This is a genomic window from Bartonella rattaustraliani AUST/NH4, from assembly GCF_000312565.1.
In the GTDB taxonomy this organism is placed as follows: Bacteria; Pseudomonadota; Alphaproteobacteria; order Rhizobiales; family Rhizobiaceae; genus Bartonella; species Bartonella rattaustraliani.
In genome coordinates, this window is the sequence record NZ_CALW02000045.1 from 65,746 (window position 1) to 83,290 (window position 17,545).

12 protein-coding genes and 1 pseudogene are annotated in these 17,545 nt (G+C 37.7%); 8 read left to right on the plus strand and 5 right to left on the minus strand.

Annotation, left to right across the window (positions count from 1 at the left end; all coding sequences use genetic code 11):
* Positions 1-657: 657 nt before the first annotated feature.
* Complete coding sequence (nhaA, locus tag BN67_RS06990; RefSeq protein ID WP_019223421.1) at positions 658-2,013, minus strand: Na+/H+ antiporter NhaA; 1,356 nt, start codon at positions 2,011-2,013, stop codon at positions 658-660.
* A gap of 156 nt (positions 2,014-2,169) precedes the next feature.
* Positions 2,170-3,849, minus strand: coding sequence for a hypothetical protein (locus BN67_RS06995; protein ID WP_244427041.1), 1,680 nt, complete (start codon positions 3,847-3,849; stop codon positions 2,170-2,172).
* 347 nt (positions 3,850-4,196) lie between these two features.
* On the opposite strand from BN67_RS06995, the gene BN67_RS07000 reads away from it, so the two are divergent.
* The 8 genes from BN67_RS07000 (at position 4,197) to BN67_RS07045 (ending at position 12,757) form a co-directional block, all read left to right on the plus strand.
* Complete coding sequence (locus tag BN67_RS07000) at positions 4,197-5,969, plus strand: SLC13 family permease (RefSeq protein ID WP_019223423.1); 1,773 nt, start codon at positions 4,197-4,199, stop codon at positions 5,967-5,969.
* Between the two features lie 605 nt (positions 5,970-6,574).
* Positions 6,575-7,246, plus strand: coding sequence for a DUF2659 family protein (locus BN67_RS07005; RefSeq protein ID WP_019223425.1), 672 nt, complete (start codon positions 6,575-6,577; stop codon positions 7,244-7,246).
* 4 nt (positions 7,247-7,250) lie between these two features.
* Positions 7,251-8,660 carry a ribosome biogenesis GTPase Der gene (der, locus tag BN67_RS07010; RefSeq protein ID WP_019223426.1) on the plus strand — a complete coding sequence of 470 codons (1,410 nt, stop codon included), beginning with the start codon at positions 7,251-7,253 and terminating at the stop codon, positions 8,658-8,660.
* Between the two features lie 1,412 nt (positions 8,661-10,072).
* Positions 10,073-10,492: an AtpZ/AtpI family protein gene (locus tag BN67_RS07025; RefSeq protein ID WP_019223428.1), complete on the plus strand. Its 420-nt coding sequence runs from the start codon at positions 10,073-10,075 to the stop codon at positions 10,490-10,492.
* Between the two features lie 11 nt (positions 10,493-10,503).
* Positions 10,504-11,262 (plus strand): F0F1 ATP synthase subunit A, encoded by a 759-nt coding sequence (locus BN67_RS07030; protein WP_019223429.1) that lies wholly within the window; start codon positions 10,504-10,506, stop codon positions 11,260-11,262.
* Positions 11,263-11,316: 54 nt separating this feature from the next.
* A complete protein-coding gene (locus BN67_RS07035; RefSeq protein ID WP_004855165.1) occupies positions 11,317-11,547 on the plus strand; it encodes a F0F1 ATP synthase subunit C in 231 nt (76 codons plus the stop codon).
* A 137-nt stretch (positions 11,548-11,684) separates the two neighbouring features.
* A complete protein-coding gene (locus BN67_RS07040; protein WP_019223430.1) occupies positions 11,685-12,251 on the plus strand; it encodes a F0F1 ATP synthase subunit B in 567 nt (188 codons plus the stop codon).
* A gap of 11 nt (positions 12,252-12,262) precedes the next feature.
* Complete coding sequence (locus tag BN67_RS07045) at positions 12,263-12,757, plus strand: F0F1 ATP synthase subunit B (protein WP_019223431.1); 495 nt, start codon at positions 12,263-12,265, stop codon at positions 12,755-12,757.
* Between the two features lie 1,072 nt (positions 12,758-13,829).
* Here the strand turns inward: BN67_RS07045 and BN67_RS14900 are convergent.
* The 3 genes and pseudogenes from BN67_RS14900 to BN67_RS07055 form a co-directional block, all read right to left on the minus strand.
* Positions 13,830-14,009: pseudogene (locus BN67_RS14900) on the minus strand (tyrosine-type recombinase/integrase); the annotation flags it as partial.
* A gap of 313 nt (positions 14,010-14,322) precedes the next feature.
* The gene (gene glyS, locus BN67_RS07050) at positions 14,323-16,539 is read right to left on the minus strand and encodes a glycine--tRNA ligase subunit beta (protein ID WP_019223432.1); all 2,217 of its coding nucleotides are present in this window, start codon (positions 16,537-16,539) and stop codon (positions 14,323-14,325) included.
* A complete protein-coding gene (locus tag BN67_RS07055) occupies positions 16,539-17,483 on the minus strand; it encodes a glycine--tRNA ligase subunit alpha (protein ID WP_019223433.1) in 945 nt (314 codons plus the stop codon). Before BN67_RS07055 ends, glyS begins: the two co-directional genes overlap by 1 nt.
* Between the last annotated feature and the right edge of the window lie 62 nt (positions 17,484-17,545).

The following is a 17,545-nucleotide window of genomic DNA, read 5'->3' on the forward strand; positions in this document are numbered from 1 at the left end:
GCCGAGAAGGAAGTACATTATAAGGCCGTGTGGTAAGACAAAGGATAAAAAAGCTTAAATAGAAAGATAAATACGGTTTTAGCCTTCAACTGATGAATGGAGTTGCCTTTCTTGCCAAACTTACGCATCCACAAATTTATTTGATCAAGATTGAGAGTAAGAAAATTTATGCACTATCCTCATCCGACACAAGCAATGCAATTGCAGAAAATACAGATGCTGACTAATGGCATCTCTTTATATAAAGCTTTTGGAGATTTTTCTGGTACTTAATGCCCAATTTTAATAATGTTATAAACATTTATAATGATGTGACTTCATATGAATCTACACATAGCACGAACGGTGTCTATTCAATAAGAAAAAAGCCAGAAACATTTATTTGTCCACTGTATTTGGGGGGACACAAAGCGCCGATTATAACTTGTGGTAAAATAGAGAGCGCCATATAACTCAAGCTTGAGGGACAAATAAAAACCTCAATGAAGAATTTAGACAAAAATTTCTTGTCAGGGAAGATTTTCAAGAAAGGCATGCATTAAATTTTTTCTTCTTTGCTGAGAGCTTTATAGTTTTTGATTTTTTTCTCTTATTGACATTGGATATGGGCTCATTGGCATTGAATACAGTAAAAAAAATCTTATAGCTTTTTATAAATCAGCTAGCATGCGCTTTTTTATTGCGTTTGATGTAAATAAAACCATATCCGAGACCGAACAAAGCAGATAAACCAGATCCACAAAGGACACTAATTTTTGCAGAATCAAGCAGAATGATATCTTTAAAAGCAAGCATCGAAACAAAAATAGACATTGTAAAGCCAATACCTGCTAAAAATCCAATAAGTAAAATACCTGTCCAAGTCATTTGAGGAGGCAGACGGCAGAGTCCTGATTTGACGGCTAAATAGCTGGCAGCAATAATACCCAAAGGTTTACCAATAAAAAGACCAATAACAACACCGAGTACAACCAAGAATGACCCATGAGAAGAAAGATCAAAATTTGCAAAACTAACACCAGCATTTGCAAAGGCAAAAATTGGCATGATACCGTATGCGACCCATGGATGTAATATTTTCTGAATACGTGTCACTGGTGCTATCATATCACGTTGTCCTTTACGCATTTTTTTCAATGCGGTTGAGACATGATTGAAGTCTTTTTTTGTATCTTTTTCTTGAAGAACTTGCATTGCGTTGCTTAATATAGTGAGTGGCGCAACAAGAGTACGAGGGGGGGAAACGGGAGTCATCATCCCTAAAATAACGCCGGCAAGCGAGGGATGAACACCTGTTACCATCAAACCCCACCAGATGATCGCACCAGGAAGAATATAAAGCCGTGCTGATGCGAGTCCAATCCATTGAAAGAAGAGCACTAAAGCAATACCTGCTGCTGCAATAATGAGACCACTAGGATCAATGTTTGTTGAGTAGAAGAAAGCAATAATAAGAACAGCAATAATATCATCAATAATTGCTAAGGATAAAAGAATGATATGTAAGTTAGAAGGAATTTGTTTCCCAAGCAGAGCAAGAATGCCAAGTGCAAAGGCAATATCTGTAGCTGTTGGCACAGCCCAACCATGTGTATGGCCCCCGTTAAAGTTAAAGCTGAGATAAATAATTGCAGGAAGACAAACGCCGCCTATTGCTGCAACAATTGGCAAAACTGCTTGTTTAAAGTCAGCAAGAGCACCTTCATGAATTTCACGCCGGATTTCCATTCCTGCAACGAGAAAGAAAACAGTCATGAGAGCGTCATTAACCCAAAAGTGTAAATCCCACGAGAGGGTGAAATACCCTAAGTTAAAGCCAAAAGATGTATGCCATAAGGATTCATAGAGAGAAGCATATTGAGAATTAGCAAAAATAAGTGCAAGAGCAGCGGCTAATAAAAGAACAATTCCACTGAGAGCTTCAATATGAAGAAAACGCTCGATAGCGGAAAGCGCTTGATTTGTGACACGAGAAGCGCGGTTAGGGAGACGATTTGAAGATAAATCAGACATGAACAACTCCAAGTATCGGCAATTTCATAAATAATATTTTTCGGTACAAATTATTATTCTTTATGGTAACCTCCTCTATCATATAACAGAAAGAAGAGGAATAATGCTCTAAAGTTTATAGACAAGATCATTCTATTTTAAAGTGGAAGATATTTTTTAAGGTGATGCTTCATTCTTTATGGTGAGATGGACTTTATTCAAAACTGTGGACAAATCATTTTGTAGGGCAGATTCGAGATCAGCTATTGTGAGCCCTTTATTGTCTTTTGCTTTCATCTTAATCATCAATGTTTGGGGATTTTTAGCAAAATCACCTAAAGATTTCGAAATTTTTTCCGCTTCAGCATGATTTTTTAAAAATATTTTCGGGCTTTGTGTCATCATCAGATAGAAATCGTCATAGAGTTCTTTTTTAAGATCATGTTTTTTGTCATTCAAGTTTTGTGCAAGATAAGAAAAAAGCTTATCAATGAAACCAGAATCCGTATAATGAATGTCAATTTCAGTAATACCGGAATCCTGCAAAGCAGCAATCATTGCGTCTTTTTCAGCAGAGAAGAGTTTTTCATCAACATCAACAGTTTTTGCTACCATTTTTCCAGACGCTATATTTTTTATGTTGAAAGACCCTGTATAAAAGAGTACGTGTTTTTTTTCATCATAAGAAAAATCGATTTTTTCTGAAAGATCAAGCCGTTCAAATCCCATTTTTTTGAAAAGTTCTAAATCTTTTTCTTCCATTTTTTTAGGTAAAATTGAAAGGTTATTAAAAGAGATCAGAAATTTTTGGGGGAGTGGATGTTTCCACAGGCCTTGTTTAAATTGAAATGATTCAAATGCTGCTTGAAACTGTGGTGTCTCAACGTTGAGATCACTCATTTCTGCATCAGCTAAAGTAATAGTAGATAGGGTGTCTACAAGAACGTCATACCGTGATTTTTTTTGAGACTCTAGATGGTTTATTTTTCTTGTATTAAGATAATTTTTAATCAATTTTCCAGGAATCTGTTCGGATGTTTTTACTTTAAAACCAGATGTTTTAAGGGCGCCAAGAGAGAAAGAGGTACTTTTCTCTTTTCCTTCAAAAAGGTCGATCATTACCTTTTTGAGAGAAATAGGGCCGATAACGGTTTTTTCTTGATTGACAGGATTATTTTTCCCCAAAATCATAGAATATATGTAGTTAATGTCGATATCATGTGCCTCTATCATATTACTTTTTGTGACAATATTCATCTGTTTAGCATTATTTTTCTCTATCGTTTTAAGGGCCATATTTTTGATGCCAACAGAACCAATATGAGCATTTTTAAAATGAGAAAGCTGAAAATCTTTTATCTTAAGTTCCCCCTTATTCTCTACAAAAACACGTATATTGGGAGCAACAATTGAGGCAAGTTCAATACGCATTATGGATTGTAAAAGCTGTGATGTAATAGCTCTATTCTTTTCCTTTAAGAAGACGCTATTAAGAGAGATTTTAGGAATTTGTACATGAATATCACCATATACTAAATCAACATTATAAAGTGTAAAGATTCCAGGAATGAAGAAAATAGGAGGGCGAGCAGAAATAGCACCAATTTTAAGTGATGTGCCCGTAGGAACTGGTAGTGTAACATTCTTCAAATTGACTTTGCCGGTAAGACTGATTTCGGATGTTTCTGCTTTTATAGAGCGGCGGGCTACTTCCCGTTTTACAAAGCTGTTAAGATAAGGCTTTGCCACATAAAAACTACCAACAACGATAATCACCAAAATGGCAATAAATCCAATAATACAAGCCATCCAGTATTTTAAATTACTGCGATACCCACTATGAAGATTGCTCATCATTTTTTCTTTCACTTAATATGTTATTCTTTATGAGAGCGAAAATATTTCTAAAACAACGACAAAGAAGATATAAATACTCTATATCTCAGTTTCTGCTTTTTCCCTCTATTTATGGTAGAAGCATTCCCAATCTTTTTTGCAATACGCTTTTATAAAATGTCAACAATTTTCTTTAATTTCAGCATATGATAACAAATTCTATAAGAAGGGGGATGTTGATCATAATTTTTAGAGCTTTAATTTATTCTGCAGTATATCCATCTTTTCTTTTATCTTGCTGCTGTTTATCGGAATAGTTAAAACATAAATAATTGTTCATTCTAATCTGATGGGAAGAGATAGGTCGCATGACAGAAAATCAAATAATGGCTTTTTCTATTATTGGTCTCATGATGGTTGTTTTTATTTGGGATCGATTTCGTTATGATCTTGTCGCTATTTGTACATTACTGATCTCTTGCGCTGTTGGACTTGTGAGCCCAAAAGAGGCATTTAGCGGTTTTAGCAACGATATTGTTATTATTGTGGGGAGTGTATTTGTTGTTAGTACAGCTGTCTCACGTTCTGGTATCATGGAATTTGTCATTCAGCGGATATGGCCAGATGTAAAGTCAGTACGGATTCAATTAGCTTTTTTGGTTCTTTCTGTCGTGTTTTTGTCCATGTTTGTTAAAAACATTGGTGCTTTGGCTATTATGATCCCGATTGCTTTTCAATTTGCTCGTCGTTCCCAGGTTTCACCCTCTGTTTTTTTAATGCCAATGGCATTTAGTTCTTTGCTAGGGGGGTTGATGACCCAGATAGGAACTTCTCCTAATGTTGTTATTTCAGCTATGCAAGAGCGTTTGGCAGGGGCTCCTTTTACCATGTTTGATTTTACACCGGTTGGTGCAGCTGTTGCTGCTGTTGGTGTTTTATATTTGGTCTCTTGTTATTGGCTTTTACCTGTGCGTGTACATTCAGGGGTATCGTTTGATGACGCTATTGATATTCGTAATTATGTTTCAGAAGTGCATATTCCAATAATCTCACCAGTTGTAGGGAAAACCATCGTTGATCTCGTTAAGCCATCAGGTGGTGATGTCATGGTGGTTCAAATTATCAGAAATAAGACATCTATTTCGCCATTGCCAGATTTTATTTTATCTGAAAACGATATTGTTTTGCTGGAAGGTTCGCATACTGGTTTAGACAGTGTGATGAATTCTGCGCGCTTAGAATTTTTTACAGATCGAACTATTTCTACGGAGGATAAAGACAGCGATATAAATATTGTTGAAGCAGTTGTCACACATAATTCACCCCTTATTGGCGTGAATGCGAAGGAGTTTTCGTTATTGGATCGCTATGATGTGAATTTTCTTGCGTTAAGTCGCCAGCATGAAAGAGTACGGGGCAGGCTTAGTGATATTGTCTTCCATCTTGGAGATGTGATTGTTTTGCAAGGACAGGATACGGTTATTCCAAATTTATTGCGGGAATTAAAATGTTTACCTTTGGCAAGACGAAACCTTGTATTTGGTAATTTACGGCATGGTCTTGTCTCTTTAGCTATTCTTTTTATAGCAATTATTTTTACAGCTTTTCAGATTGTTCCCGTTGCCTTTTCTTTTTTTTCTGCTGCCGTTGCAATGGTTCTTTTTCGCGTTTTGCCTGCGCGTGATTTGTATCAGGCATTAGATGGCAAAATATTAGTGTTGTTAGCAGCTCTTATTCCTGTGAGTGAAGCATTAGAGAAGGTAGGCTGCACAGATCTCATAGGCCAATGGCTAAGTCAGTTGGCGGTATTTTTCCCACCATTTGGTGCATTAGCACTTATGTTGGTGACAGCTATGTTGGTAACACCCTTTTTGAATAATGCAGCGACGGTTATGATGGTAGCACCAATCGCCTCAAGTTTTGCTCATTCTCTTCATTATAAGCCTGAAGCTTTTTTAATGGCTGTTGCAATTGGTGCGGGCTGTGAGTTTCTCACACCTATAGGACATCAAAGCAATATGCTTGTGATGGCGTCAGGGGGGTATCGGTTTAGTGACTATCCACGTTTGGGGGCTCCGTTAGCATTATTGATAGTCATTGTTGCTGTTCCAATGCTGATGTGGATTTGGCCGTTACAATAAGGTATTAAAAAAATCGTAGAGGTCAATCATAAAAGGTTGCTATATGGGGATAAGGTGAAAGAAAGGAGGTATGATAAAGGAAGCTTTTAGAATTCTCATGGAGTTTTATCATAAATCTTTGGCGTTTCCTTATGTTCCGAAGAATCATACCGAAGGAACATATTTTGTATTTTCTAGACAGTTTTTTTGAATGATGAAATGTGCGCACTATCTGAGGATATTTTTAGTAAATGCACTTTTCAGCACCGTATGCTGTGCCTATGCTTTCGATAAAGGGCTACAACCATTGCTTTTAAGTTTCTTAAAGGTGTTTTTTGTACAATGTTAATGTAAGAAACAGGGGGAGGCGCTCTTGAAAGACAGGAAAGTATGCATAGCGCGTGTAAAAATATGATAACTTAATAAAGAATGTAAAAACTGTAAGATGAATCAAAAGGCAATTCCATTGTTTTTGATTGATACTGTTGCGCAAGCTTGAAAGATTCAGATATATTGATTTAAAAATAAGAAATGAGAAATTTTAAGTTTTTTCATGAATGAGGGCTATCATCTTTATTTATTTATGCGTAAAAGTACATAAAGTCGTTTTTTCCAAGGTATGATACATGTCGTATGATAGTTTTATTGCTGAAGTTAATGCAGAGTTTCGTCAAGAAAAGGCTCTTGCTTTTTGGAGACGTTATGGTTTTTCAATTATTGCTGCCGTTATTGTTTTTGTGCTGATGATTGCTACTTATCAAATTTATCATCATAGGCAAATAAAACAAGCAGAACAGGTTGGTGATATATTTATCAAAAGTCTTGATTTTGCAGAAACACACCACTTTGATGAGGCCCTGAAACAATTAAAGAATGTTCAAGACTCTCATTTTGGAGGATATCCTTTTCTGGCCCGTTTGCGTGAAGCTTCTTTATTTATGGAACAAGGTGACGCTGTGAAATCTGTGGAGGTTTTCGATTCTGTTGCTGCTGATGAAAAAGCACCACAGATTTTGCGGAAAGTTGCAAAAGTTCGTGCAGCTTATATTTTAGTTGATACAGGAACTTTCGATGATGTTGAAAAGCGTGTCAAAGATATGGCAAATGATACTGATCCTATGCGTATGTCTGCAAGAGAAGCTTTGGGTTTAGCCGCATATAAAGCAGAGAAGATGGATGAGGCGTTTGATTATTTTCAGAAAATTTCTGAAGAAGGTGCTCTCGGATCAAAAGTAACAGATCGGGCGCGAATGATGCTTGAGCTTATACAAGCTGAAGGCAAGGCAAATAAAGGATAAATTTATGAGCCTTACCATTGCTATAGTTGGTCGCCCTAATGTTGGGAAGTCAACGCTGTTTAATCGTTTGGTTGGGCAAAAATTGGCTTTGGTTGACGATAAGCCAGGTGTGACACGTGATCGGCGTATTCATGCAGCAAAACTTCAAGATTTGCGTTTTGATGTGATTGATACGGCAGGGTTAGAAGAAGCGGGTGATCATACACTTGAAGGTCGTATGCGTTCTCATACAAAAGCTGCAATTGATGAAGCAGATCTGATTTTATTTGTGTTTGATGCGAAGAGTGGGATAACACCAATTGATTTAAATTTTGCCTCATTGGTGCGTAAGGCGGGAAAGCCGATAGTGCTTGTTGCCAATAAATCTGAGTCAAAAGCAGCAATAGGGGGAGAATATGAAGCGTGGTCGTTAGGTTTGGGGGAGCCTTGCCCAATATCTGCTGAACATGGTTTGGGGTTTGCGGATCTTTATGAAGCCATTATAGAGGCTATTGGTAAAGAGCGTGCTTTTGGCAAAAAAAACGAAGAAGAACATGTACAGTCTGCATCTGTTGGTGATGATGTGGATGAGGCGTTTGTTTACGATGAAAACAAACCCATTCGAATTGCGATTGCGGGGCGTCCAAATACAGGAAAATCAACCCTTATTAACAGTATGTTGAAACAAGACCGTTTGTTGACAGGGCCTGAAGCGGGGCTTACGCGTGATTCTATTTCAGTAGATTGGAAATGGCGTGGTCGTCATCTTAAGCTTTTTGATACTGCGGGCTTGCGTCGGAAATCAAAAATTCAAGAAAAATTAGAAAAACTTTCTGTTGCAGATACGTTACGTGCAATTCGTTTTGCAGAGGTTGTGGTCATTGTTTTTGATGCGACGGCACCTTTTGAAAAGCAAGATTTACAGATTGTTGATCTTGTTATTCGTGAGGGACGGGTTCCCCTTATCGCTTTTAATAAGTGGGACCTTATTGAAAATAGTCAGGCAACATTGATTGATTTGCATGAAAAATGTAGCCATCTTCTTCCTCAGGTTCGCGGTTTGAGAGCTGTCCCTTTATCGGGCCAATATGGTCAAGGGATTGATAAGCTGATGGAAAATGTCATGATGATGCATCGTGTATGGAATCGTCGTATTTCAACAGGGCAATTAAATCGGTGGCTTGAAACTGTTGTGACACATCATCCACCACCTGCCGTTTCAGGGCGAAGGCTTAAAGTTAAATATATCACACAGGTCAAGACACGTCCTCCAGGGTTTATAATTTCTTGTTCGCGACCAAAAGTTATGCCTCAATCGTATTTACGTTATCTTTCCAATGGACTGCGTGATCGGTTTGATATGCCTGGTATACCAATTCGCATATCGTTACGGGCATCGGATAATCCTTTTGCAGCACGTTCGAAAAAGAAGTGATCTCTTTTCATTTTTTTTAGTGAATAAAATCTGCAGTACAGAGCTTGTTTGAAAGATCAGCTTTTTCATGCGTTGTTGCCTTTAAAGAGTGAAAACGAATAAGCCATTGTCAGTCAATAATGTCGTTACTTTATAACAAAAAAGATATTGCGTGGTTGAATGATGGAATATTTCCTTTTTGAAATTGTGTTAAAATATTAAACACAGAAACCTTCTTTTATTTCAACGTCCCTCACTGAGAAATAAAAATATCATTAACTGGAAATGTGATGAAAAGAATCAAAAAGCCTTTGAAAAGGAACATACGCATATTTTATAAAATTTCTTAAAGACAAGAGCAGATATAATCGTTGGGAATGAGGGAAAATAATGATAATATGCCCTTTATGGAAAAAAGATTTTAGTATTTTTCTATAAGAAATAGCATGAAGCAAAAGTGTTCATTTACGGCGGTTTATTGAATTGCCAAAAAGCAAAAATATTTGCTTCACCTCTCGATATTCAAATGAGGGAGAAAAGACTTTCAAATGAATGACGTTTGCACAAAGTGCTGCAATGTTGATGCTAAAACCTTGCTTATGGAATCCCATTTCTGGAACTTGCATAAAGTTGCAAACTTTTTTGTGCAACATATTGATTTATAATATTATTTGTCGTTCTTTACTTTGAAGGTACACCTACATATTGTAAGCTTCTCTCATTTCAAACTTATTTGTATTGAATCAATTTTGTTCTTGGCTTTATCTCATAAGAGGGATTGGCATGTGGATAAAAATGAGTGAGGAAAGAAAAAAAACGCCTCTCATGAACCATTTTTATGCAAGGGTTGTCGCACAGTATGAGTTCGTAAATATACACTACGCATTGGTAAATATACCATGAGCTGCTTAAAGAGAATGATGGTATCGGATTGTACCTTTCTAAACATGGATGGTGGTGCTCAATGGCTTTATCGTTATACAAGTGCCCCACATCGTCATGAAATGGACTGAGGAGCTTTAAGAGAGGTCTCTTTAAAACGAGCGCATGAATGTGCAACATGATGACGTTCTATTTTGTGCATGATAAAAATGCAGAATCATCATTAATGGAGCGCACTCTTAATTTTATTAATGCTGTATGAAATGTGCAACATTTATGGGGAGGGTATTTCTCAATATGTGTCTAAAGTTGCGTGAGAGGGTAATAGAGTTTGCGAACGATGAGGCAAGAATAGCATGATCTTGCCAAGTGAGGATGATTATTTTAAGGTGTATGCGTGGTTGAAATCTATCAAATTGAAAGACACATTATTTGTACGATAAATTGTGAGAGACTTCTTTTAGCGTCTTGACGAATAAATTCAGGATCAATATGATGTTCACGGTTTCATGAGATCATTATTTACTCTGCTTTTAACTAAGGAGCTGATTATGGCGAAGGGCGATAAACCCGTTGTGCCACAGAAAGAGGCTAAAGGGAAAAAGCAGGAGGATTGTTCTTCAGAGGATTTGGAATGTCGTAGTCGAAAGTTAGGTTTAGCTTTAATGCGTCAAGAAGCGTTAAAGAAGCGGGAGTATAAGAAGAGGGGAGAAGAACAACAAGATGGGTTTGCACGTGCAGTCAAGCTTTCGAGTGAGTTTCTGGCGAGTATTATTGTAGGCGCTGTTTTGGGCTTGGGGTTTGATAAAATAGTAGGTTCATTGCCATGGGGGCTGGTGTTTTTTCTTTTTCTTGGATTTGCTGCCGGTATAGTGAGTATTCTTCGGTCTGTGGGGTATATTGCTCCCAGTCAATTAGGGCAAAAAGGCGTATCGCGCCAAGGTAAAGGGGCCAATAAAAAGGTCCGATAAATGAGGTTGATGTGACAACGCACGCTCCAGATCCTGTTCATCAGTTTGAAGTTTCACGGCTGATTAATATTTCTATAGGGAATATGGATTTATCTTTTACAAATGTATCGTTTTTTATCATCGCTACAGTTGTTATAACTTCAGTGTTTCTCTTCATGTCATCATCCAGTCGTGGATTGGTTCCAACACGGATGCAGTCGCTTTCAGAAATGGCGTATGAGTTTGTAGCCTCGACTTTGCGAGAATCAGCTGGTGTCCAAGGGATGCAATTTTTTCCTTTAGTTTTTTCTCTCTTTACTTTTATTTTGGTTGCTAATTTTATTGGTCTTTTCCCCTATTTTTATACAATTACTTCCCAAATTATGATTACCTTTTCATTGGCAATGTTGGTGATTTTGACGGTGATTGGCTATGGTTTCTACAAGCATGGAGTTGGTTTTTTGAAACTGTTTGTTCCAAGCGGTGTGCCTGTTATGATTTTGCCTCTTGTGACGATGATTGAGGTGATTTCTTTTCTCTCTCGTCCTATCAGCCTTTCACTTCGTCTTTTTGCTAATATGCTTGCTGGCCATATTACTCTCAAAGTATTTTCGGGCTTTGTTGTCTCAATGATTGGGGTAGGCATCATAGGTGTTGGCGGTTCTGTTTTACCGCTTATCATGACCGTAGCGATTACCGCTCTTGAATTTTTAGTTGCATTTCTTCAAGCTTATGTGTTTACGGTTTTAACGTGTATGTATCTTAATGATGCAGTTCATCCAGGACATTAATCAAACTGGCGGTTTTCCGTCGAATAGTGCAATTTCGCTTTAAAGGAGAATAATATGGAATTAGTGCTTGCAGCAAAATATATTGGTGCTGGTCTTGCTTGCTTTGGTATGGCGGGGACAGCTTTAGGACTTGGGAATATTTTTGGGAGCTATCTTTCTGGTGCATTACGCAATCCATCAGCAGCTGATAGCCAGTTTGGTCGTCTCGTTTTTGGTTTTGCTGTGACAGAAGCTTTGGGTATCTTTTCATTACTCGTTGCTTTGTTACTTCTTTTTGCGGTTTAATCAGCTTCAAAAGGGTATGGTGATTCTCTTAAATTGAGAGGCGGGCATGCCCTTTTAGCTTTTAGTGGAAGAAGTGTTTGTCAATCGTTATCGGTTTTTAGGGAACCTTAATGAAGTTGTTTGAAGGATGAAAGAAGATGTTTATTTCGAGCGCTTACGCACAGGCAACTGAGACTCCCATAGGACAGATCAAAGAGGCCGCAGGGTATGCAGAGCGTGTGTTTCCGCCTTTTGATTTTGTACATTTTGGTTCGCACTTTTTTTGGTTGGCAATTTCTTTCGGGCTCTTTTATCTCTTTATTTCTCGTGTGATTGTACCGCGTATTGGTGGTGTTATTGAAACACGCCGAGATCGCATTGCATCTGATTTGGATCAGGCAATGCGTATGAAGCAAGAAGCGGATGCTGTGGTTGAAATTTACGAGCGGGAATTGGCAGAAGCCCGTTCACAGGCTCATGTGATAGCGCAAGTAGCTAGCGAAGAACTAAAAGAAAAAGCTGAACTTGAAAGAAAGAAAGTTGAAGAGAGTTTAGAAAAAAAATTATCAGATGCTGAAAAGCAGATAACAAAAATTCGCGATAAAGCTATGCAAAATGTTGGTGCTATCGCTGAAGAAGTGGCTCTTGAAATTGTTAAAAAATTGATTGATGTAGATATCAGTAAAGAGGCTGTGCGTTCAGCTGTTAAGAGTGCAGATTACTGAGGAATATAAGGATGACTGATGCTTTTTGGGCTTTTGTCGGGTTAGTTATTTTTTTTGCTCTTTTGGTCTATTTCAAAGTTCCACAGATGGCTGTGCGTTATCTTGACGCGCGAGCAAAACGGATTAAGGATGAACTGGATGAGGCTCTGCGCCTTCGTGAAGAGGCCCAGGAAGTGCTGGCTGAATATCAGCGCAAACACGCAGAAGCAGAGAAGGATGCACAAGAGATTATTGCGGCCGCTAAACATGAAGTGGCAGCTATTATTGCTCAGTCTCATGCAAAAGCAGAAGAATATGTAAAGAATCGCAATAAATTAGCAGAACAAAAAATTGCTGAAGTCGAAGCCGAAGCGATACGTATGGTTTCTTCATCGGCTATTGATTTGGCGGTTTCAGCGGCTCGTACACTTATCGCAAAAGAATTGGATTCTGATAAGGCGAATGAGCTTATAAAGGAGTCTCTTTCTAAAGATTCTCTTACCAAAATGAAAACATACCTGAATTAATGGCATCTTGAGAAATTTAAAGGATACTTCTTTCAATAGCATCGTTTTTCTTCGGGATAGGAGTTTTAAACTTTTCTTTTAGGTACTCTTTTAAGCATTTTGTTTAAAAGAGGTGTTTCTGGAGTTTGTCTCTTGGTATCTTTTGGAAAGATTATGAGATCTACGGGATATGAGTATTTCGGTATGAAAGTATAGTTGGCAAAACAATGATTTATAATGGTAGTTTGTTATTATGCATTCTGAGTCATACCTACCGAATATTGTAAGTTTCTCTCATTTCAAACTTCTTTTATGTTGAATCAATTTTATTCGCTTGGCTTATACTCTACCAGCGGGGTTGGCATATTGGGTAAAATGAGAGAAGACAGGAAAAAATATTTCTCATGAACCTGCCTTCATGCAAGAGTTATCGCAATCTCATGAGTTGGAAAAAAATACCAAGTATAACGCATTGATTTATAATAGTTTTTATCATTTCTCATCTTGAATCATAATTCTGAATACCCATAAGACTTTCTCATTTTTAAACTTCTTTATGTTGAATCAATTTTATTCACTTGGTTTTATGCTATAAGCAGGGTTGATATATGGGATAAAACGAGAAAAGAAAGGGAAAAAATGGCTTTCATGAACCTGCTTTCATGCAAGGGTTATTGCAATCTCATGAGTTAGTGAACATCTCATGAGGTGGCAAAAATAGTATAGTGGTGCTGGCTTGTCCCTTCATCAGTATAAAGGTGGTAGTACTTAATTGCCATCACCTTTATTTATGAATGAGCGTAAAAATTGCGGTTGTTCTTCTTAAGACGGTTCATGAAAAGTGTTTTGCTCATTTCTTAAAGAATTTATCTCTCTATTTCTTTTTTTGTGAAATGTAAGAAGCTGATTTTCTCTTTATAATAAGAGAGGTTGAAGTGGTCGAAGTTTGACTTTATTTTGTATTTTTGTCTCATATATAAAACGATAATTTATGATTATAAATCAATATACGATTGTTTAAAAATTTATGAAAATTTTTGACGAGTTCTTATAAATTATCATTTATGCTATGAGTTTTATCATGACTTGAAAGTCTCTTCTGTTTTAAAGAGACATCTCTTAGAGCTCCTAAGTTCATTTCGCGACGATGTGGATGAATGATATGACAATAATAAAGCCATTAAGCACCACCATCTTCACGTGTAGAAAGATACAAGCTAACATCATCATTTTCTTTACCGGCACCCCATATATTTACCAACTTATAGTATATTTATGAGCTCATGAAATTACGACAGCCCTTGCATGAGGGCGGTTTATGAGAAGGCATTTTGCCTCCATATGCTAATCCTGCTTATGGCATAAAGCCAAGTGAACAAAATTGATTCAAGACAAGTAAGTTTGAAATGAGAGAAGCTTACAATATTCGGGGGTATAGTTCAGGCTCCATAAAGACAAATTATCATTATTAATCAATGTATTGCATGTTGTATGCGGAAGTACTTTTATAGTGTTCTTAATATTCATGCATGAAAATATTAAAGGATAGAGATTTTTATTTTTACTAGCATCTAAGATGAGGAGTCTTAGATGACAAGTTTTGAAAAATCTGCAACCGTTTGTGTAAGAGTGTGGATACGTTTGAGAAGAGCAAGGCGGTTAGAGCGGATATTGGCATCTTTATCGTTTACCAAGACTTTTTCGAAAAATATATCAATAAGTTTTCCAAGTGGTGCTAATGCATCAAGTGTATGTGATAAATTTTCTGCATTGATGTGATCACGAACCTTATTTTCTATCTCAATGATTGATTGATAGAGTTGTTTTTCTTCCTTTTCAAAAAAGAGTTCAGGGTTAATTTCATCTTTTATGATTGTATTTTTTCGAAATTCATTTTCGAGAATATTTACAGTCCGTTTTACAGCAGCTAAAAAGCAGACCCCATCACCTTTATGGATAAAGGCGATGAGTGCTTCGACACGGCGCGCAATCGATAAAAAGTCATCAGAATCTTTTCTTAAGAGCGCTTCAATAGCGTCATAACGAGCACCTTCTTCTTTGAGATAGATTTTCAAACGTTCATGAAAAAAGGATAATAGATCTGATAAAATATGCTCCGTTTTTTCTGGAAGGAGATTCTGTGTTTTTTCTATTTGAAAGATTTCATATTTGTTTGTTTGTTGCCAGAAAAGATTGGCTGCCTGATGAAATAGTGGCATAAGGTTGATCTGCCGATTATGCAAGAGCACAAGCCTAATAATTCCCAATGCTGCTCGTCTTAACGCATAAGGGTCTTTTGAACCGGTCGGTTTTTCATGAATGAGCCAAAAACCAATAAGTGTATCAATTTTATCGGCAAGAGAAATTGTTATGGAAAGAGGGGCTGTGGGGATATGATCTGTTGGACCTAGAGGCTTATAGTGGTCTTCGATTGCTTCAGCTATATGAGGGTTTTCTCCTTGAAGAAGAGCATATTTTCGTCCCATGAGTCCTTGAAGTTCAGGAAACTCTCCCACAATTTCTGTTTGCAAATCAGCCTTTGCAAGGATTGCTGCACGTTTCGCTAAGAGAGGATCTGCTTGGACGAGTGGAGCAATTTTTTGTGCGAGAGCTGCAATGCGTTCGACTCTTTCACCCTGAGTGCCTAATTTTGCATGAAAAGTGACATTCAAATGATCAAGTCGCGCCATTCTTTGATCGAGAGGTTTTTTTAAATCGAGATCAAATTTTTTTACAGAAGATTCCAAGTTTTTAATATCGGGCAAATCATGCTGGTCTGTTTGCCAAAAATAGAGTGCATCGGAAAGACGCGCACAAACAACTTTGCTGTTTCCCTTAGAAATCTCTTTGCCCGCATCGCTTGCAAGCAGATTAGAAACAAGAATAAAATGATGAGAGAGTTTATTTTTTTCTCCCTGTTTGCGTGTAACAAAACATTTTTGATGAGCACGAATAGTTAAACGAATAATTTCAGGAGGAATATCAAGAAAAGATGGATCAAAATTTCCTATAAGCACGACGGGCCACTCAACAAGTCCTGCCACCTCTTCTAAAAGAGCACTATCTTGAACAAGTTCTAAACCATTTGCAAAACAGAGGTTTTGAGCATCCGCCAAAATAATATTTTTTCGCCTTTCGGCATCAAGAATTACTTTATGCGCTTCAAGTTTGGCAATATAATCATCAAAACGGCGGATTTGAAGGGGGGTTCCATCGCTTAAGAAGCGGTGACCATAGGTTATATTATTGGTTGTGAGAGAATCAATACTAAACGGAACAACCCGCGTTTCACCAATTTCTGGTCCGAAGATGCACAGAATATTCTGTAAGGGTCGTATCCATTTAAGTGCTCCACTTTTGGCTGAATCTTTCCCCCAACGCATAGATTTTTGCCACGGAAAGTTGCGGATCGTATCTGGTAAAATATCAGCAATAATTTCTTCTGCATCTCGGCCTTTTTTGATCGTTTTTGCAATATAAAAATCGCCTTTTTTACGATCATGTGCAATTTCTGCTTCAGAAATATCGTGCAATCCGGTTGAGCGTAGAAAACCATCAATCACATGTTGTGGTGATTTTGTACTGGGTCCTTTCCGCTCTATATAAACGTTTTTTGAACGTATAGAAAGACCGCGTATATCCAGTGTGAGACGGCGAGGAGTCCAATATTCTCGGGCGGCTTTGTAGGTCAATCCTGCATTCACAAGCTGATCAGTAACAGATTTTTTAAGGTCTGCAGCAGCTTTTCGTTGCATGCGCGCAGGGATTTCTTCACTGAAAAGTTCAAGAAGAAGATCAGACATTAGACTTCTCCTTTCGTATGCATTTGCCCAGCTTCTGTAAGCAGGAAGGATTCGCCACAGCGGCGTGCGAGATCGCGAACGCGAAGAATATAACTTTGTCGCTCCGTTACAGAAATAACGCCACGTGCTTGCAAAAGATTAAAAATATGACTGGCTTTAATACATTGATCGTAGGCTGGAAAAACACAACGGTGCAGGGCATTTTCTTTATTTGGTTTTCCAGCTTCAAGAAGTGCAAGACATTCACGTTCTGCATCGATGAAATGCTGGTGTAGCAGTTTGATATCAGCAAATTCAAAGTTATAATATGAATATTCCTGCTCTGTTTGTAAAAAAATATCTCGATAACTTATCTTGTTTTCTCCCTCCAAACCATTAAAGTTAAGATCATAGACGTTATCAACACCTTGAATATACATTGCTAGGCGTTCAAGCCCATAGGTAAGCTCTCCGGAAACTGGAGCACATTCAATTCCGCACACCTGTTGAAAATAGGTAAATTGAGAAATTTCCATTCCATCGCACCAGCACTCCCATCCAAGCCCCCAAGCACCAAGAGTTGGACTTTCCCAATCATCTTCAACAAAGCGAATATCATGAAGTTTTGTGTCAAGACCAATGGCTTGTAAAGACTCGATATAAAGTTCTTGTAAATTGGGGGGAGAGGGTTTGAGAAGCGTTTGGAATTGATAATAGTGCTGTAGGCGATTTGGATTTTTACCGTATCGTCCATCTGTTGGGCGCCGAGAGGGTTGGACATAAGCTACTTTCCAAGGGCGGAGTCCTAGTGAACGCAGCGTTGTGGAAGGATGAAAGGTTCCAGCCCCAACTTCCATATCGTAAGGTTGCAAAATTGCACATCCATAATGTGCCCAATAATTTTGCAAAGTTAAGATAAGTCCCTGAAAAGAACGCTTGGGATTAAGATGTTCAGGCAGTTTCACGCTTTATACTCTTTAAGGTTTGATCATAGACAGAGGCTAAAGAAATTTTAGCCTCTATACTT